This window comes from Paenibacillus planticolens (assembly GCF_013141725.1).
GTDB lineage: Bacteria > Bacillota > Bacilli > Paenibacillales > NBRC-103111 > Paenibacillus_E > Paenibacillus_E planticolens.
Window position 1 is genome coordinate 488333 of the sequence record NZ_WHNZ01000015.1, and the last position, 18945, is coordinate 507277.

Below are 18945 nucleotides of genomic sequence, written 5' to 3' on the forward strand. Positions count from 1 at the left end.
CTGTGGGTGCATAGGATTGTAGTACACAATTCACCATCACGAGCTGACCTATATTTGAAGGCAGCAGTGAAAGGAGGTACCCATGGACATATTCAAAAGAATTTCGGAGCATCGTACGGAGAAGGATGCATTGAGCTGGACCGGTACGTTCGCGGAGTACATAGAATTGCTTCGCAAAAATCCTGGACTCGCAAGAACCGCACATTCCAGAGTCTATGATATGATTGCTTCGCAAGGGATTAACGATCAATCGGGGCACAAGTCTTACAAATTTTTCAACCAAGAGATTTTCGGTCTGGATCGAGCGATTGAGAAGCTGGTAGAAGAATATTTCCACTCCGCAGCCCGTCGATTGGATGTTCGTAAACGTATTTTGCTGCTAATGGGTCCTGTAAGCGGTGGTAAGTCTACAATTGTGACGATGCTGAAACGCGGGTTGGAGCAGTTCGCCAAAACGGATTTAGGGGCCGTCTATGCGATCAAAGGGTGCCCGATGCACGAGGAGCCGCTTCATCTGATTCCGATGGAACTGCGCCCCGAGATCGAGCGGGAGTTAAATGTAAAAATTGAAGGCAGCTTATGTCCGTCCTGCCAAATGCGTCTGAAAACCGACTACAATGGGTGCATCGAAGACGTCTTGGTGGAGCGGGTGTTCGTTTCCGAGGAAGGCCGTGTCGGTATCGGGACGTTCAGTCCTTCGGATCCCAAATCGCAGGATATTGCCGATCTGACGGGAAGCATCGACTTCTCGACGATCACCGAGTTCGGTTCCGAATCCGATCCGCGCGCTTACCGGTTCGACGGGGAGCTCAATAAGGCGAATCGGGGGATTATGGAGTTCCAGGAAATGCTGAAATGCGATGAAAAGTTCCTCTGGAACCTTCTTTCCCTTACGCAAGAGGGGAACTTCAAAGCCGGACGGTTTGCGCTTATTAGCGCCGACGAGCTCATTGTTGCCCACACGAACGAAACGGAGTACAAATCCTTTATTGCGAATAAAAAGAATGAAGCATTGCAATCCAGGATGATTGTTATGCCGATTCCGTATAACCTGCGGGTTTCCGATGAAGAAAAAATTTACTACAAACTCATCGGACAGAGCGATATGTCGCACATTCACACTGCTCCGCACTCGCTCCGGGTGGCTGCGATCTTCTCCATCTTGACCCGCTTGAAAGAAACGAAGAAGCAAGGGATGGATTTGGTCAAAAAAATGCGGATGTACGACGGTGAAGTCGTCGAAGGCTACAAGGAAGCCGATCTGAAAGAAATGCAAAACGAATTCCAAGAAGAGGGCATGAGCGGCATTGATCCGCGGTACGTCATCAACCGGATTTCCAGTGCTTTGATCCGCCAGGATCTTCAGTGCATTAACGCACTGGATGTGCTGCGCGCTCTGAAGGACGGTCTCGATCAGCATCCGTCGATTACGAAGGATGAGCGTGAGCGGTACCTGAATTTCATCTCCGTCGCGCGCAAGGAGTACGATGACATCGCCAAAAAAGAAGTGCAGAAAGCATTCGTTTATTCCTTCGAAGAGTCGGCCAAAACCATTTTCGATAACTATCTCGACAATATTGAGGCGTACTGCAATTGGGGCAAAATCAAGGATCCGCTTACCGGCGAGGAGATGGATCCGGATGAGCGCTTGATGCGCTCGATCGAGGAGCAAATCGGGATCTCCGAAAACGCGAAAAAAGCGTTCCGCGAAGAAATACTCATTCGTATTTCCTCCTATTCCCGCAAAGGCCGGAAATTCGATTACAGCAGCCACGAACGTCTGCGCGAAGCGATTGAGAAGAAGCTATTTGCCGATCTGAAAGATATTGTGAAGATTACGACATCGTCGAAGACGCCGGATGAGAAGCAGTTGAAGAAGATTAATGATGTTACGAAGCAGTTGATCGATGAGCACGGCTATTGCCCGGTATGTGCGAATGAATTGCTGCGTTATGTGGGAAGTTTGCTGAACAGATAACAGAACGTTAAGGACCTAAGGCGCCGATGATGCCTCGGGTCTTTTTTACGTTGGAAAAAGGTGTATTTTGGAAATCTTAATAAATCAAGTCTCAATTTTGTGAACAAATTATTAAGGCGTTTTTTTCGCTTCGGCGCTTTAAAATGTGAAAAGGGCAGCCTGAACAATCTGAAAATTCGAAATTGTAAAGCTGTGTTCATGTCGAATCTCTTGGCTTTTTGTGTCGATTCGTGTCGAAATTATAGGAATGATGACGTTTAAATTACAATATGCCCTTGGTACTGTTCTTTTCTGAATTTCTCGAAAAATGAACGGTATAATTGACTCACTTTTTGTTTTATAAAGATTACATCAAATTGCGACAAAAGTACCATAAATATGTCAATAGGTGTAGGCAAGGCATTTATAATTATGGTAAACTTCAAAATGAGAATTAAACATAGAACAATGTCGCATCTTGTTCTTTCATATTTTTTTTGTCGGATTGGGGTTTCAAAATGATTGATATACATAGCCATATACTTCCAGATATCGATGACGGGGCCGGCGATTTAGAACAATCCATTTTGATGGCACGAGAAGCTGTCGTACAGGGCATACACTCCGTTATTGCCACACCTCATCATGAGAACGGCAGATACACCAATGACGCTCAGTTCGTTGAATTGCAAGTTAAAGCGTTTCAAGTCGAACTGCAAAAAAGGAATATTCCGCTTCGCCTACATGCCGGTCAAGAAATTCGCGTTTATCGAAATTTGGTAGAGGATATTGAAGCTAAGAGAACCTCTACGCTGAACGGCTCGCGGTACATGTTGTTGGAATTTCCTTCCGACCGGATACCGTCCGGTTTTCATGACCTTTTGCACGAGCTGAGGTTAATGGAAATTGTACCGATTATTGCTCATCCTGAGCGCAACCGGGAGATCGTCCAGCATCCTGAGAAGCTTCTTGAGCTAGTGCAGCTAGGGGCTTTATCCCAAATTACAGCTCATTCCTTATTAGGTCATTTCGGCAAATCCATTCAAGCTTTAACGCTTCATTTATGCAGAAATCATTTGGCTCACTTTGTTTCATCTGATGCTCATAATACAACGAATCGGGGCTTCGCACTTGCCGGCGCCTATCACATATTGCAAGAAAAGCTGGGAACAGATGTTGTGAACACCTTCCAAAATAACGCCAGCAGTGTCGTCCATGACTTAGAAATCGAGAGCTGTCAACCTGTTTGGGCGAGACCAAAATGGTTTCAATTTTGGAAATCCAATATATAAGTAAACTAAATTAATTGAGGTGAATTTTAGCATGACGATGAAAAAGAAAGTTACTGTTACTACATTGGCCGCAAGCATGATGTTTGCATCTATTGCTGGACTTCCATTGAGTGAGAAAGGATTGGCAAGCAAGCTTGGATTTACGGTTAGCGTGGCTTCGGCTGCTTCTGCATTTGATCAATTGAATGCATTGAAAGCTGAGCTTGCTAGAGATACGGCAGGTGCTGAGAATGTTGCTGCTGTTAGGAGTTATGTGAAAGATCAATTAACGGCAACTACCAATGAAAAGTATGATTTGATTAAAGTAATTTGGGATAAGATTGAAGCAAAACGTAATAATTCTGCTCCGGGACTGTCCTCCCCATCTGTTCTTAATATTGACAATGCATTCAAGCTTGTTACTGCACTAGATGTATTTTACAGTGGTTCAAAAGAAGAGATTGAAGAATTAATGAATGATGCGGATAACCGTGCTATTATCAATGATTTATTCCTTTCAGCAAATCTTAAAGGTATTGATGAAGTTGGCGGGTTGACTAAGAAAGACGTCATCGCTTTCCAAGATGCAGCTCTGCAAGCTTTAGTTACAAATAAAGGGCAGCTTATAGGAACACTCGCATCCGCACTTACTGGAAATGAAGTTGACTCGCAAGTGATTAAAAACGCAGTTAGCAATATTGTTAATACTGCGATTGTAGAACCTAATAGTTTACTTATTAGCCAACTAATGAACTACTATGGTATTACATTAAGCGATATGGATGTAGTACAAAATAAAGTCACGAACTTTATTGAATTAATAGACGCTACAATTAAAGCAAAAGATGCTAGAGTTGCACTTGAGTCTGCCAGCATTAGATATCTTCTTAAAAGCGATATTCAGTATGCACCTGTATCAACTACTCAAACAGAAGTGGTACCAGGATTAAAAGTACTTACTATCCCAGTGAATGATTACATTACATGGAGCGTTCAAAGTGGGTCAAATGTTAAATTCAGTGGAAACAAATTAGTGCTTGATGGTGCGAACTCCGGAAGCGGCATTATTCAGGCCAAAGATTCTAAATTCGGTATGCTGCTTTATATCTCGCCTAATGCCACTTCACTCTCTAAAGAAACAACAAGTGGCGGCGGAGGGGGCGGAGGTTTGCCTGAACCAGCAACCCCAACGAGTAATGATCTAACTGGCCTGAAAGACCAGCTGAAAGATGCATCTGATGCGAGAAAACAAGAGATCTTCAAAGAAGCACAATCCAAGGTTGAAAATGCAATTAAAGAAATTGCAACGCTGGATCTTAACTCGCTGATTACGATACAAGGCGACACGGCGAAACCAACGCTTAATGTAGCGGATCTCGTTAGCAAGTTAAAGGATATCGCTACCCAAGCCAAAACGCTTAACGATCAATTGAAGGCTCTGAACCCTAATGCGAAGGAAGCGAAGATTCCGCTTACCCTTCAATTCGGAACCGTGAATGCGAAGGAAACAGAAATTCCATTAGCGAAAGAGCTGTTAGCAGCAGCAATTGCGAATGGCGTAGATTCGATTGCGATTGCCATGAACGGCCTATCCCTTGCGGTTAGCCCATCTGAATTCGGTGCGGATACAACACTTAAAGTGACTAACCAAGATACAGCAGTTGCAACGAGTGTGACACAGCTGCCAGTAGCATCCGGTGTATATGAGTTTGAATTTACCTCTGGCGGAAGCAAAGTGGGCAGCTTCAACAAGCCTGTTGAAGTGACGATTCCGGTACCTAACGGCAAGCAATTCGACACTGAGCTGCTGTCACTCGCCAAAATCGTAGACGGCAAACTAGAATTTTACGGTGGAAGCTATGCGAATGGGGCATTGAAAGGTGTTCGTAACTCCTTCTCCACATATACCGTAGTTGAAAACAAAGTATCTTTCGAGGATACAGCTTCAGTCAAAGGATGGGCAGGAAGACAGATTCAAGTCGCTGCTGCCAAAGGGATTTTAGAAGGACGCGCTGAGAATGCTTTCGATCCTAATGGCTTCGTGACACGTGCTGAATTTGCTAAAATGATCGTCAAAACGTTCGCTTTGGAAAATGCCAATGCAACGGAAAACTTTGATGATGTGAATGATACGGATTGGTTCAAATTATATGTGGCTTCCGCAGTTAAGAATGGCATTGTGAATGGGAAAGAAGCAGGTAAGTTTGATCCGAATGGACAGATTACACGCGCTGAGATGGCAGTTATGTCTTCCAGAGCTCTGTCGCTCAAGGGAGTGTCGATAACTCCGGCGAAGGTTGAAGAAGCGCTTAAAGGATTCGCTGACTCGAGCTTTATTAACAGTTCCCTGAAAGAGGGCGTTGCTCTTGCCGCAAGCGAAGGAATTGTTATTGGTGAAGAAGGCAATACATTCAATCCCAATGCAAATTCGACTCGTGCTCAAGCTGCTGTAGTGATTTACCGTTTACTGAATAAATAAGCTTATAGAGGAATCCTCTTCTTGAATTAGAGGGGGGTTCCTTGAATTTTCACAAAAGACCGAAAGATGAAACCGACAGATGATACCGACAGATCGGATACGGAGGGAATGGAATGGAACTGGATTTAAAAGATTATTTGAAAATTTTACAAAAAAGGGTGTGGATGATAATTACAATTGTTTTACTGGCAACGATTACAACAGGTGTTGTTAGTTATTTTTTCATACAGCCGATTTATGAGGCCTCAACGAAATTAATCGTCAATAAATCGAATGATCAAGTTGGTTTATCTCAAGTCGATATCAATACCGTTAATGTGAACATCAGACTGATTGATACCTATAAGGAAATTATTAGAACTCCGAGAATTATGGACAAGGTAGTAATGGATCACCCGGAATTGAAAATAACTGCCGAGCAATTAGTCAAGACTGTAAAAGTCAGCTCGGTTAATAATACACAAGTCATGACCCTTGTCGTTCAAGATCCTTCCTATGATCGAGCAGCGAATATCGTGAATGCCGTGTCGAAAGTATTCCAAAGCGAAATTCCTAAAATTATGAAAGTGGATAATATCTCACTATTAAATGAAGCAAAAGATATCGATCAACCGATACCGGTGAAGCCGAATAAAAAATTAAACGTTGCTATCAGCTTTGTTGTATCTCTCATGCTTGCTTTGGGAATAGCCTTCTTGCTGGAATATATGAACGATAAATTAAAGACAGAGGAAGAAGTACAGCAGTATTTGGGATTGCCAACGTTAACGATGATTACGAAGATGAAACCGGAAGATTTTCAGAATCAAAGTAAGAGAACATTCGAACAAAGGGTAGGGGAGCCGTCACATGTCAAACTCAACCAATAGAAGGCCGATTATTACCCATGAAAATCCGAAATCGCCCATTTCTGAGGCGTATCGAACGCTGAGAACCAATATCCAGTTTTCATCTATCGATGAAGAATTGAAAGTGCTGATGATCACATCTGCAGGGCCGGGAGAGGGGAAATCGACCACACTTGTCAACCTCGCAGTAGCCTATGCGCAAGCGGATAAGAAAGTATTGGTTATTGATGCGGATCTCAGAAAACCAACAATGCATCACACTTTGCAAGTTTCGAACCGTTGGGGACTTACCAATTTGTTGACCAATCAGCTATCCATTCCGGAAGTGTTACAAGCAAGTGCTATCAAGAATCTAAACATCATTACGTCGGGTCCAATTCCGCCTAACCCATCAGAAATTCTTGCTTCCAAGAAAATGACAAGCGTTCTAGATGAGCTGAGGCAGCAATTTGATATTGTGCTTATCGATGCTCCGCCTGCTATAGCAGTGACCGATTCTCAGATCATAGCCACCCGCTCGGATGGCGTTATTTTAGTGGTAGATTCGGACAGAGTGAAAAGAGACGCTGCACTGAAGGCGAAACAAAACCTTGATAATGTACGAGCCAGAATACTCGGCGTTGTTCTTAATAACGTAGATAGAAAAAATAGAGATGCATATTATTACTATTACTACGGTGAGAGTAAATAGGCTGGATGTGCTTCGGTTAGCGAATAGTTGTTTTGTTAGATTAGGTAATATCTACTGAACCTTTATCACTGTAGATACTCGTCCATGCTGTGGGTGCTTGCGCCTTAGATGTTTATCTTCGGTGGTGTGGGGTGAGGTGGGGTTCGATGCCCTTTGTTTTTTGTTAAAAAATCGAGTCGTGTTGTTTTCGAGTAAGACAACATGCCTGGCTTTTTTACTTTTTGATGAATATATAAGTGACTGTAGAAAAAAATGGAGGGATACACATGGAGGGGAAGGTAAGAAAAGCAATCATTCCTGCAGCGGGTTTAGGGACAAGATTCTTGCCGGCAACCAAAGCGATGCCTAAGGAAATGCTTCCAATTGTTGATAAGCCTACCATTCAATACATCGTTGAAGAGGCTATTGAATCAGGCATTGAAGATATTATCATCGTTACAGGTAAAGGAAAGCGGGCTATTGAAGATCATTTCGATAGTGCGTTTGAACTGGAGTATAACTTGGCGGAAAAAGGAAAGCTCGAGCTTCTTGAAGAGGTATTAAGACCGGCTAAAGTTGAAATTCATTATATCCGGCAAAAAGAAGCCAAAGGATTAGGTCATGCCGTATGGTGCGCACGCCGTTTTATTGGAAATGAGCCTTTTGCCGTTTTACTAGGGGATGATATCGTGAGCGCGAGTATCCCTTGCTTAAAACAACTGATGAAACAATATGAAATTACCCGATCGTCGGTGATTGGCGTACAGCCTGTATCCGATCAAGAAACCAATCGATATGGCATTATTGATCCGATTAGTAACGAAGGGAATTTATATCATGTCCGGAACTTTGTCGAAAAGCCGGCTCCAGGCACAGCGCCATCCAATCTGGCGATTATGGGACGTTATATTTTGACCCCTGACATATTTGATTTCCTAGAACTTCAGGAAACGGGAGCCGGCGGAGAGATCCAGCTGACGGATGCAATCAGTAAATTAAACGCCATTCAAAACGTTTATGCTTATCATTTTAGCGGCACTCGCTACGATGTAGGGGAGAAACTCGGCTTTATTCTTACTTCATTAGAATTTGCCCTAAGAAATGATGAGCTTAGAATCCCGTTACTACAAGCGATTAATGAAATTATTCAACGAGAAACGTCGCCCCGTGCAATTGTGTAGGAGGGACTAAATGTCGAATCTATCTAATGATACACCGATGCTAGAGAAAAACCAATATTACAAAAGGACTAGTCAGACAAAAGCAAAAACAGTGGAAAGTCCGGCTTCCTACTACTTGTTTATTAAACGGCTGATGGACATAGTAGGTGCAGGTATTGGCATTTTGTTGTTATTTCCCTTATTTCTGATTACTGCGGCACTGATAAAGGTGGAGAATCCGAAAGGGTCAGTATTTTTCTATCAGCAGCGAGTAGGCAAACATGAGAAGTTATTTAAAATGTACAAATTTAGATCCATGGTTAGCAACGCAGAGGAGCTCCTCGAGAGTCTACTATCGGAGAATGAAATCGAAGGACATATGTTCAAAATAAAAGAAGATCCACGGATCACGAAAGTCGGAAGATTTATTCGAAAGACCAGTATCGATGAACTTCCCCAGCTTTGGAATGTTTTAAAAGGCGAGATGAGCCTAGTTGGGCCGAGGCCCCCGCTTGTTCGCGAGGTTGAGGAGTACAGCAGTTATCATAAGCAGCGTTTGCAGGTAACGCCTGGCTGCACGGGGCTTTGGCAGGTTAGCGGGAGAAACAACGTAGGGTTTGAAGAGATGGTTGCTTTGGATTTGGAGTATATATCGAAGAGAAGCTTCTCACTCGATTTTAAGATCATATGTAAAACATTTTTTGTATTGCTTGGTTCAAAAGATGCATTTTAGCGAGAGGGTAAGTGGGAGATCATATGGATAAATCAAAAATATGTGTAGTGGGTTTGGGATATATTGGTTTACCTACTGCAAGCTTACTAGCAACTAAAGGATATAATGTGCATGGCGTAGATGTTAATGAAAATGCAGTTAATATGATAAACAACGGTCAAGTACATATCTATGAGCCTGATCTGGATATTCTGGTTAAAGCAGCAGTACAAAGCGGAAAACTTAAAGCGTCCATAAAGCCTGAAGAGGCTGATATATTTATTATTTCGGTACCGACACCGTTTAAGGATGGTTTTAAACCCGATTTAACTTACGTAGAAAGTGCCTCTAGATCAATTGCGCCTTATATAAAAGCAGATGATTTGGTTATTTTAGAGTCAACAAGTCCAGTAGGTACAACCGAAAAAGTAGCTCAATGGATATTGGAAGAAAGACCGGAATTGGCGGTACCAGTTGAGATGAACTCACAGTGCAATAGATTTTACGTCTCACATTGCCCTGAACGAGTGCTGCCAGGTCATATTTTAAAAGAATTAGTTGATAATGACCGGATCATCGGTGGTATTGATCAACCTTCTACAACTAAAACAGTTGAATTTTACCGTCAATTTATCAATGGTACGATATTGGAAACAAATGCAAGGACTGCGGAATTAGCTAAACTAACGGAAAATTCTTTCCGTGATGTCAATATCGCATTTGCCAATGAATTATCTATGATTTGTGACCATTTGGATATTAATGTATGGGAACTTATTCGTTTAGCCAATCACCATCCCCGAGTTAATATTTTACAACCTGGTCCAGGCGTAGGAGGACATTGTATTGCGGTGGATCCATGGTTCATTGTAGATGCGGCTCCAGAGCAGGCTAAACTAATTCAGACAGCACGTGTTGTGAATGATTATAAACCAGGATATATCGTTGAAAAAGTAAAAGCGAAAGCAGAACGATTTAAAGAGCCTGTTATCGCTTGCCTTGGTCTTTCTTTTAAGGCTAACATTGATGATTTGAGGGAAAGTCCGGCTGTTGAGATTGTTGAGCATTTGTCGCGGAGCAATGTTGGGCAGTTGTATGTGGCTGAGCCGCATGTTAATCAACTTCCTGAGAAGTTGGAAAAGGATAATATTACATTGACAACAACAGAGAATGCGATTCGCTCTTCTGATATTGTCATTCTTTTGGTTGACCATAAAGTCTTCAGTTCAATAGATCGAAACTTACTTAAAGAAAAGATAGTTATTGATACTAGAGGGTTTATTAAATAAAGTATGGGGCAGGAGTAATTATGAGGGGGAAAATAATACAGCTTATGAATAAGGCTCTTAAAATGGGCTTTTTTCATTTGCTCTCAGCAAACCTACTACTCCAAATTGCCGGTTTCGGAGGTCAGATCCTGTTAACAAGGATAGTTCCAGTTGATGATATAGGTAGGATTAGAGTAGTCCAATCTTTTTTTGGAATTATTACTATTCTAGCTTCGGCTGGTGTCAGCACTACGATATTAAAACTATGCTCTGAAAAGATTACAGAAAAAACGAAAAATGAGATTTTAAATCAAGGGATATTAATATGTACGATAACTTCAGTCTTAAGTATTATAGTAGTATTTGTAATAGCAAGATTAGGTGGGTTTTCAAATGACAATGCAATTAATTCAATTATGCAGCTATATATGCTTCTGATACCTTTATTTGCATTTACAAACTTATTTGTTGCTTATTTACAATCACAGAAAAAAATACATAAAATGTCTAAAGTACAAAGCTATTCGAGAGTGCTCATTATTTTACTAAGCACTTTCACAGCTTTTCTGTTTGGAATTTACGGTTATGTTATCGGATTAGTGGTTAGTAATGTACTTACATTTATAGTTTTAATAATGGTTATTAAGAGGGATATGAAGTTCGTTTTTTTTACTAAAAGTGGAAGTGAAACCACTAAAAAAATGTTAAAGTTTAGTGGACTTGCACTCGCAACAAGTATTTCATGGCAAGCATTACAATCAATTGGAATCATAATGGCGAATTACATGAATGTTGATAGTCATGAGATAGCATACTATGGCATTGGTACATTAATCATAACAACCATGATGATTATTCCAAGTACGATAACTCAGATAATGGTTCCATATATATCTGAGAAACATGACGATCGTTTAGAGATAAATAGGTTATTGAAGAAATATGAACAAAGAGTGATTATTGTAATGTTTGTTGTTGTCATCTTATCATATTTAATATTGCCAATATTAATTCCATTCGCATTCGGAGTTAATTATATTAATTCAATACCATATTTCAAGGTGCTATTAATAGGTTTGTTATTCTGGAGTATGTATTCACCTAAACATAATACACTAATGAGTATTGGCAGAATTGACTTGAATCTATATGCAAATATCATTTCTGTTGTAATAAATGTAGTACTTAATTTTATTTTGATTAGATACTTAGGTATGCTCGGTATAGCCTTAGCAAGTTCTATTACATTAATAATAGCTTACTTTGTTAATATTTCCTTTTATAGAATGGTATTCAGTACTAAAGGTTAGAATAAATCATCGGAAATATATCAATAAAGTTATCAGACGTATGTATCGCTAAGAAAATATTGTAGGGTCTAACCAGTATTTATTCTCAAAAGCTGATTATACGGTTATTCTAACAGCCTATAAGAAGGGGTGATCCCATTTTTCCAATATTAGAAAGTCGCAAAATTTTAATTTATAGCATTGCCTTTTTGTTAGTAGCTACATCAATATCTGCAGTCTTACTAAGTGGAAAAATTTTATTATTAATAGTACCGCTCGTATTATTGATAATGGTGTTTTGTTTGAATATTAGACGATTTTTTTTTACATTGTTGCTATGCATGCCTTCTGTTGAAATATTGAACCAACTTGGTGTTGGTTTTAATGGATCTATTATGCTTAACGCTATTCTGTCAGCATATTTTATTTATATATCATTGCTTCATATTTTGAAAAATCGGGTCCATTTCAATACTAGGAAGGGCGTGATTTTAGCATTTGCTATATATATAGCAGCATGTATTGTATCTTCAATAGTTGCAATAGATGTATTTGCGAGTGTAAAGGAATTGCTTAAAATGCTTTTCTATTTTTGTTTGATTTTGATAATACCCGATCTAATAAAAGAAAAAAGCGATATGAAAATAATTATTAATCTGCTTATACTTTCGGCAGTGATTCCAATGTGCTATGGCGCCTTCCAACTGATAGCACATCAATCACCTATAACAGCTTGGATAGGCGGTAGAACAGTAATTAGAATAACTGGTGGATTTACACATTCTAACCATTTTGCTTATTTCATTTCGTTAGTAGGCATTATCGTATTCGGGAAAATTATTACTGAAAAAAATAAATACATGAAGTTGCTTTATGCTACTTTTTTTGGTCTTATCTTATATGAAGTCGTACTAACTTACTCAAGAACTGCTTTGATGATGTTAATATTAACAATTGTGGTAATGTTAGTTTCACGAACAAAAAATAAACTTACGGCAATACTAGTTATTTCTGTGCTAATCGGCAGCCTAATATTTTTATTTCAGAAATCTGAATTGGTACAGGAACGTTTTCAAGATGTTTTTAACATTTTTTCAAATATTAATTATCTAAATAATGCATTAAATGGAGATGCCGATACGGATTCATTCGCATGGAGAATTAACTTGTGGATAGGCTCTCTTTTATTGTTATCGGATAGCTTATTATTTGGCTTTGGACTTCAAAACTTTGTTAATATTTCCAATAAAGTTATTTCGATTAGTATCGATGCTCATAATAATTATGTGAAAATATTGGTGGAAACCGGAGTAATTGGGTTCTCTTCATTTATGTTAGTTGTCTATCAAATGGTAAAGAATCAATTTATTAATAAGAAGAACAATTCATTTTTCTATTATAAAGAAGCTTCTTTTCTTTATTTATATATATTTTTAGTGAGCTTTATCGATCCCGTTATTAATCATACTGCAATAGGTTTTTTGTTTTGGACAGTATACGCTTCTCAAAGTAGGATTTCTTTTAATAAATAACTTCAGGAGACTCGATATGGATAGGAAAACAATACTAATCATAACAAGTCATTTTCCTCCTCAATTGGAAATAGCTGCGATTAGATTGAAGTCAATAATAAAATATTTGAGACGGATGGATTGGGATGTTTACGTATTAACTAGTTCAGAAATAGAATTAAATGTTATTTCCAAGATAATTGAACCAAGTAATTTCATAGGCAATGAGAATAAAATCAATTTATTGAGGTCTAAATTTAAAAGTGAAAAAGGTTCTATACGAACAAATAACTTCCCAAACGAGTATAACAAGTTAAATAAGCAAATTTTTAAAGGTTGTTTAAAAGTTCTATATAAAATATTAAGTGTAAGTTCATGGTCAATCACATCATATGTTAAAGCGAGAAAACTAATTAAAGAAAAGAATATCACCAAAGTCCTGTGCACAGTTCCAACACTTGATGTTCTTGTGTTAGGTGCATTTATTAAAGCAATGAATCCAAAGATTGAATTAATAGAAGAGATTCGAGACTTAATGTTTTCAAATGGAATATACAATAGTGAATTAACTTCTTTAGAGCAATCATATAATTATTATCTTGAAAAGAAATCAATGAAATATGTAGATAAATTCATTTATTTGACTGAAAACATAAAGAACAAATACTATGATGAGTTTAAATATGAACTTAGAGACAAAAAGTTTGAAGTAATTACGAATGGATTTGATTCAGATGATTATGTTAAAAGTGTATATACAAAGAAAGATAAACTTGTTATCTCTCATTTTGGAAGTTTCTATGGTACGAGATCACCAGTAGAGTTTATTAAAGCAACTGGTGAGTTGATACGTAATGAGAATATGAATATTAACGTAAATTTGGTAGGTAAATTTCAGGGGATAAGTGTAGAAGAAGAAGTACAAAAAATTATTGAAGAATATAATATTTCTGAGTACGTTCAACTAATACCGAGAATGGAACATACAGAAGTAATAAGATTAGAGCAAGAATCAGATGTTAATTTAATTATTACTCATACTAACAACCAAAGTGACTATGCATTACCTGGTAAACTTTTTGAGTATATAGGGGCTATGAGGCCAATATTGAGTATCAGTAATGATGAACTTTTATGTGATGCTATGGATAAATATCAGTTGGGCTATAACGTGAAAGATAATACTAAAGAGTCGATTAAAGATGAATTGAAAAAGATCTATAAAGACTGGATGATGAATAGCTTATCTACATCTCAGGATGTGGAAAGGTTTAATATGTTTAACCGATCAGAATTAACAAAACGATTAGATAACTTCTTACAGAAGAGTGAACTGAATGTTATGTAACAGGCTAAGGAGCTAATAGAATGATCTCAGTAATAATTTGTACCTATAATAGAAGTGAAATTCTTCGGGAGTGTATTGAAAGCGTACTAAAGAATCAAGTGGAAAATGATTTTGAACTCTTGGTAATCGATAATAATTCGAATGATAATACTGAAGAGATTGTTTCACTTTTCACCAATAATTACAGTAATGTAAGATATGTAAAAGAAGAACAGGTTGGTTTGTCGATTGCAAGAAATACAGGTATTGCCGAAGCAACTGGAGAGATTGTTGCATTTATCGATGATGATGTAGTAGTAAGTCCATTATATATTCAAGCAATTCATTCATTTTTTTGTGAGCATCCAGAAGAGGTTTGTGCTGGTGGGAAGGTAATACCTGTCTGGGAATTTGAAAAGCCGGAATGGTTTGTCAAAAATTTTGCTTCCATTATTGGAGAAACAACTTATGGAGAAAAGAAAAGAATTTTAAAGTTTCAAGAAGTTCCAATAGGATGCAACATGATCTTTAAAAAAGAGATATTCCGAAAGACAGGAATGTTTAATATTAACTTAGGGATTAAAGGCGATGAGCTATTTTTAGGTGAGGAGAATGCCTTATGTGAAAAGATAAGAAAATTAGGGAGAAATATTTATTATTTGCCAGAAGCTTATGTTCGACACAAAGTACATAGAAATAAAGTAAGTCAAGACTATGTTTTAAGAAGGCTAAAACTTGAAGGAGCTTCAATGGCTCAATGGCATATGGAAACGAAAAAAAAGACGGATGTCCTACTACAATATACTTTAAGATTTATGATGCTATGGTGTAAAGATATTCCACTGTTACTGTTAAGAAGAAATAGTTTTGCACTTCAATGTAAAGTAAGCAGAAAAAGAGAGTATCTAAAACAAATAAGAAAATTAATGAAGTTCCAAGAAAAGCCACAGAACCTGGAGCTAAAAAAATAATGAATATACTACATGTATCTCTAGGTGTGCCTCCATTTCGAACAGGAGGACTAACCAAATACTCTGTAGATTTAATGTTAATGCAGTTGGAAAAGCAACATAAAGTATCTCTTTTATATCCTGGGTCTTATCATCTTGGAGGTCTGGGTATTTCCAGAAAAAGAGATTTTCAAGGGATAAATGTTTATGAGATAATTAACCCACTTTTAGTTCCTTTACTTGGAGGAATTAAAGAACCAGAATCATTTAGGAAGTCAGTTAATATACAAGTGTATTTAAAATTCCTTTCAGATATAAGGCCTGAAACTATACATTTTCATACATTACAAGGAATTCATAAAGAATTTCTTCAGGCAGCGAAAAAGTTGGGAATAAGAATCATCTATACCACTCACGATTATTTCGGAATATGTCCAAAAGTTAATTTGATGGATCATCTCGGTAACATTTGCAATAACTACGATGCTGGAGAGAAATGCATCAACTGCAATGCAAATGGCTACAGTACACTCAAAATTCTTGCTATGCAATCCGAACTTTATCGGTTTGTGAAAGATACATCAATTATGAGAAAAATTCGTCAACGAGAAAAAAGTAAAAATGACCATATTATTTATGAAAAGGAATCAGCAGTTCTAACGGAACTGAATGAAACTCATGCAAATAAATATGTAGACTTGAGAAATTATTATCTTGAAATGTTTTCTTTAATTGATATATTCCATTTTAATAGCTCCACAGCAAAGAGTGAGTTTGAGAAGTACTTAAATATTCAAGGGAAAGTAATCCCAATAACACATAATGATATTCACGATTCTCGAGTTTCACGACAATATGACAATAACAAGCCCTTACAAATCGCTTACCTTGGCCCGGTAGATCGATATAAGGGCTTTTACTTTTTACAAAATTCTTTAAATGAGTTAAAAGGGGGGAATTGGCACTTACATATATACGGAGATTCAGCAAAAGCCGACGTTGATAGCGATTCCAATCATTATACGTTCCATGGAAGGTACCAACACGCTGATCTGTCGAGTATTTTTAAAAAAATAGACATACTAATTGTACCAAGCATATGGAAAGAAACATTTGGATTTATCGGTCTTGAAGCGCTCTCGCATGGAGTGCCGATCATGATTTCTGAGCATGTAGGATTACAAGATATTATCACTCATGGAGAAACAGGAATCATATTTAAAGCAGACGAAAAGGAACTGTCTGAGCAAATCTCAGCCATTATTGAGAATAGAGAGATTTTATCAAAGATGAATAAAAATATTTTGAATCATGATTTTGTATTTTCTATGCAGCAGCATACGAATCAAATGATTGATTTTTATACTACAGGAGTTTAGAAAATGAAAAACATATTCATCATAGGCTCAAAAGGTATCCCGGCTAAGTATGGCGGTTTCGAGACATTTGTAGAGCAGCTTACCGCGAGAAAGCAAAGCGAAAACATCCGCTATCACGTATCTTGCTTGGCTAATAACAACAATGAATTTGAATACAATGGCGCCCGCTGCTTCAATGTGAAGACAAAGAAAATTGGTGGAGCCACTGCAGTTCTTTACGATATTCTAAGTCTAAGAAGATGCATCAAGTATTTAAAAACAAATCAATTAAAAGACTGTGCAGTTTACATTTTGGCTTGCCGCATCGGGCCTTTTTTTTATGCCTATAAGAGGCAATTGGAAAAGATGGGTGTCACTGTGTATGTGAATCCTGACGGGCATGAATGGAAACGTAGTAAATGGAACGCTGCTATTAAGAAGTATTGGAAGATTTCAGAAGGCATGATGGTTAAACATGCGGATTTATTGGTTTGCGATTCAAAAGGAATAGAGAGTTATATCCAATCCGAATATAAAACCTATAACCCGGCAACAACTTTTATTGCATATGGAGCCGATGTAACAGAATCAAATCTGACAGATGAATCAGAAGTACTGCAAACTTGGATGGAGCAGCACAGAATCAGAGTGAACGAATACTACTTAATAGTAGGAAGGTTCGTACCGGAAAATAATTACGAGTTAATGATTCGCGAATTTATGAAATCGAACTCAAATAAAGATTTAGTCATTATAACCAATGTGGAACAAAATCAATTCTTCCAAGGTCTATCTGAACGTACGCAGTTTAACAAGGATCAAAGAATTAAATTTGTTGGAACTGTCTACGATCAACAATTGTTGAAAAAGATTCGTGAGCTGGCGTATGGATATTTGCACGGGCACGAAGTAGGAGGAACGAATCCTTCCTTACTGGAAGCATTGGCTTCGACCAAATTAAATTTGCTCCTCGATGTTAATTTTAATAAAGAAGTTGCGTTGGATGGGGCTGTTTATTTTAATAAACAAGAAGGTTCATTCGCGGCTTTAGTTAATCAGGTGGATCAATATTCTTCTCCAATGATTGATGGTTTATCGAAAAAGGCCAAACAAAGAATTAACGAAGAATACTCATGGCTAAAAATAGTGAATGAATATGAGCGATTGTTCTTAACAAATTAAGAAGTAATAAGTGGCAAGGAGCTGTTCAATTTGAAAGGAATTATTCTAGCCGGTGGAAGTGGAACAAGATTATATCCGTTAACGAAAACAGTATCAAAACAGTTGCTTCCTATCTATGATAAACCGATGATTTATTATCCATTATCCGTATTAATGCTTGCTGGTATCAAGGAGATTCTTATCATTTCTACACCCGAAGATACTCCTAGATTTAAACAATTATTAGGAGATGGGGCGGATATCGGAATTTCGCTTACTTATGCTGTTCAGCTTTCGCCAGATGGAATTGCTCAAGCTTTTATTATTGCAGAAGATTTTATTGGTGATGATTCAGTGGCACTTATTTTAGGCGACAATCTGTTTTACGGCCACGGATTGACAGAAATGTTACAAAGAGCAGTAGAGAGAAGCCGTGGAGCGACAGTATTCGGCTATTATGTAAATGATCCGGAGCGCTTTGGTGTAGTTGACTTTGATGAACAGGGAAAAGTGCTCTCGATTGAAGAGAAGCCTGTAGAACCTCGCTCCAACTATGCAGTCACGGGGTTGTATTTCTATGATAACAAAGTGGTAGAAATGGCAAAAAGAACTAAGCCCTCAGCTCGTAGAGAACTTGAGATAACGGATATTAACAAAGAATATTTGCTTCTTGGACAGTTAAATGTTGAGATTCTTGGAAGAGGATATTCCTGGTTGGATTCCGGCACACATGAATCTTTATTAGAAGCTTCACAGTTTATTGAGACCATTGAGAAAAGACAAAGCTTAAAGATTGCATGCCTTGAGGAAATTGCCTTTAACAAAGGATACATATCAAAGGATCAGCTATTAAATTTGGCCGAGCCTATGATTAAAAATGAGTACGGTAAGTATTTACTAAAAATAGCGAATCAGGGTCTGAGGAAGAAACCTATTTATATTTGAAGTGGAAATTGAAGATATGTAAAAGCTTTATGGAATGAG

15 protein-coding genes are annotated in these 18945 nt (G+C 38.0%); all 15 read left to right on the top strand.

The window, feature by feature from the left end; all coding sequences use genetic code 11:
* The first annotated feature begins 82 nt into the window (after positions 1-82).
* The 15 genes from GC097_RS08340 to rfbA all read left to right on the top strand — a co-directional run bounded on the left by GC097_RS08340 (position 83) and on the right by rfbA (position 18906).
* Complete coding sequence (locus tag GC097_RS08340) at positions 83-1978, top strand: ATP-dependent protease PrkA (RefSeq protein ID WP_171682829.1); 1896 nt, start codon at positions 83-85, stop codon at positions 1976-1978.
* Between the two features lie 497 nt (positions 1979-2475).
* Complete coding sequence (locus GC097_RS08345; protein ID WP_171682830.1) at positions 2476-3249, top strand: tyrosine-protein phosphatase; 774 nt, start codon at positions 2476-2478, stop codon at positions 3247-3249.
* A 31-nt stretch (positions 3250-3280) separates the two neighbouring features.
* A complete protein-coding gene (locus GC097_RS08350) occupies positions 3281-5707 on the top strand; it encodes an S-layer homology domain-containing protein (protein ID WP_171682831.1) in 2427 nt (808 codons plus the stop codon).
* A 113-nt stretch (positions 5708-5820) separates the two neighbouring features.
* Positions 5821-6576, top strand: a complete 756-nt coding sequence (locus tag GC097_RS08355) for a YveK family protein (RefSeq protein WP_171682832.1) — start codon at positions 5821-5823, stop codon at positions 6574-6576.
* Positions 6557-7246 (top strand): CpsD/CapB family tyrosine-protein kinase, encoded by a 690-nt coding sequence (locus tag GC097_RS08360; RefSeq protein WP_171682833.1) that lies wholly within the window; start codon positions 6557-6559, stop codon positions 7244-7246. The genes GC097_RS08355 and GC097_RS08360 overlap by 20 nt, the downstream gene beginning before the upstream one ends.
* 266 nt (positions 7247-7512) lie before the next feature.
* Positions 7513-8406 carry a UTP--glucose-1-phosphate uridylyltransferase GalU gene (gene galU, locus GC097_RS08365; protein WP_171682834.1) on the top strand — a complete coding sequence of 298 codons (894 nt, stop codon included), beginning with the start codon at positions 7513-7515 and terminating at the stop codon, positions 8404-8406.
* Positions 8407-8416: 10 nt separating this feature from the next.
* Positions 8417-9118 carry a sugar transferase gene (locus GC097_RS08370; RefSeq protein WP_171682835.1) on the top strand — a complete coding sequence of 234 codons (702 nt, stop codon included), beginning with the start codon at positions 8417-8419 and terminating at the stop codon, positions 9116-9118.
* A gap of 23 nt (positions 9119-9141) precedes the next feature.
* Positions 9142-10386, top strand: coding sequence for a UDP-N-acetyl-D-mannosamine dehydrogenase (gene wecC, locus GC097_RS08375; protein ID WP_171682836.1), 1245 nt, complete (start codon positions 9142-9144; stop codon positions 10384-10386).
* Between the two features lie 20 nt (positions 10387-10406).
* Positions 10407-11675, top strand: coding sequence for a flippase (locus GC097_RS08380; RefSeq protein WP_171682837.1), 1269 nt, complete (start codon positions 10407-10409; stop codon positions 11673-11675).
* Positions 11676-11995: 320 nt separating this feature from the next.
* Positions 11996-13186, top strand: a complete 1191-nt coding sequence (locus GC097_RS08385; protein WP_171682838.1) for an O-antigen ligase family protein — start codon at positions 11996-11998, stop codon at positions 13184-13186.
* Between the two features lie 16 nt (positions 13187-13202).
* Positions 13203-14513: a glycosyltransferase gene (locus GC097_RS08390; protein WP_171682839.1), complete on the top strand. Its 1311-nt coding sequence runs from the start codon at positions 13203-13205 to the stop codon at positions 14511-14513.
* Positions 14514-14533: 20 nt separating this feature from the next.
* Positions 14534-15463 carry a glycosyltransferase family 2 protein gene (locus GC097_RS08395; protein ID WP_171682840.1) on the top strand — a complete coding sequence of 310 codons (930 nt, stop codon included), beginning with the start codon at positions 14534-14536 and terminating at the stop codon, positions 15461-15463.
* Positions 15463-16821 carry a glycosyltransferase gene (locus tag GC097_RS08400; RefSeq protein WP_171682841.1) on the top strand — a complete coding sequence of 453 codons (1359 nt, stop codon included), beginning with the start codon at positions 15463-15465 and terminating at the stop codon, positions 16819-16821. The genes GC097_RS08395 and GC097_RS08400 overlap by 1 nt, the downstream gene beginning before the upstream one ends.
* Before the next feature lie 3 nt (positions 16822-16824).
* Positions 16825-17982, top strand: coding sequence for a beta 1-4 rhamnosyltransferase Cps2T (gene cps2T / locus GC097_RS08405; protein ID WP_171682842.1), 1158 nt, complete (start codon positions 16825-16827; stop codon positions 17980-17982).
* Positions 17983-18012: 30 nt separating this feature from the next.
* Positions 18013-18906, top strand: coding sequence for a glucose-1-phosphate thymidylyltransferase RfbA (gene rfbA, locus GC097_RS08410; RefSeq protein ID WP_171682843.1), 894 nt, complete (start codon positions 18013-18015; stop codon positions 18904-18906).
* Positions 18907-18945 lie beyond the last annotated feature (39 nt).

Bases quoted from the DNA above. Each gene is read 5' to 3' on its own strand.
- GC097_RS08340 (WP_171682829.1), top strand. From the start codon at position 83: ATGGACATATTCAAAAGAATTTCGGAGCATCGTACGGAGAAGGATGCA.
- GC097_RS08345 (WP_171682830.1), top strand. From the start codon at position 2,476: ATGATTGATATACATAGCCATATACTTCCAGATATCGATGACGGGGCC.
- GC097_RS08350 (WP_171682831.1), top strand. From the start codon at position 3,281: ATGACGATGAAAAAGAAAGTTACTGTTACTACATTGGCCGCAAGCATG.
- GC097_RS08355 (WP_171682832.1), top strand. From the start codon at position 5,821: ATGGAACTGGATTTAAAAGATTATTTGAAAATTTTACAAAAAAGGGTG.
- GC097_RS08360 (WP_171682833.1), top strand. From the start codon at position 6,557: ATGTCAAACTCAACCAATAGAAGGCCGATTATTACCCATGAAAATCCG.
- galU (WP_171682834.1), top strand. From the start codon at position 7,513: ATGGAGGGGAAGGTAAGAAAAGCAATCATTCCTGCAGCGGGTTTAGGG.
- GC097_RS08370 (WP_171682835.1), top strand. From the start codon at position 8,417: ATGTCGAATCTATCTAATGATACACCGATGCTAGAGAAAAACCAATAT.
- wecC (WP_171682836.1), top strand. From the start codon at position 9,142: ATGGATAAATCAAAAATATGTGTAGTGGGTTTGGGATATATTGGTTTA.
- GC097_RS08380 (WP_171682837.1), top strand. From the start codon at position 10,407: ATGAGGGGGAAAATAATACAGCTTATGAATAAGGCTCTTAAAATGGGC.
- GC097_RS08385 (WP_171682838.1), top strand. From the start codon at position 11,996: ATGCCTTCTGTTGAAATATTGAACCAACTTGGTGTTGGTTTTAATGGA.
- GC097_RS08390 (WP_171682839.1), top strand. From the start codon at position 13,203: ATGGATAGGAAAACAATACTAATCATAACAAGTCATTTTCCTCCTCAA.
- GC097_RS08395 (WP_171682840.1), top strand. From the start codon at position 14,534: ATGATCTCAGTAATAATTTGTACCTATAATAGAAGTGAAATTCTTCGG.
- GC097_RS08400 (WP_171682841.1), top strand. From the start codon at position 15,463: ATGAATATACTACATGTATCTCTAGGTGTGCCTCCATTTCGAACAGGA.
- cps2T (WP_171682842.1), top strand. From the start codon at position 16,825: ATGAAAAACATATTCATCATAGGCTCAAAAGGTATCCCGGCTAAGTAT.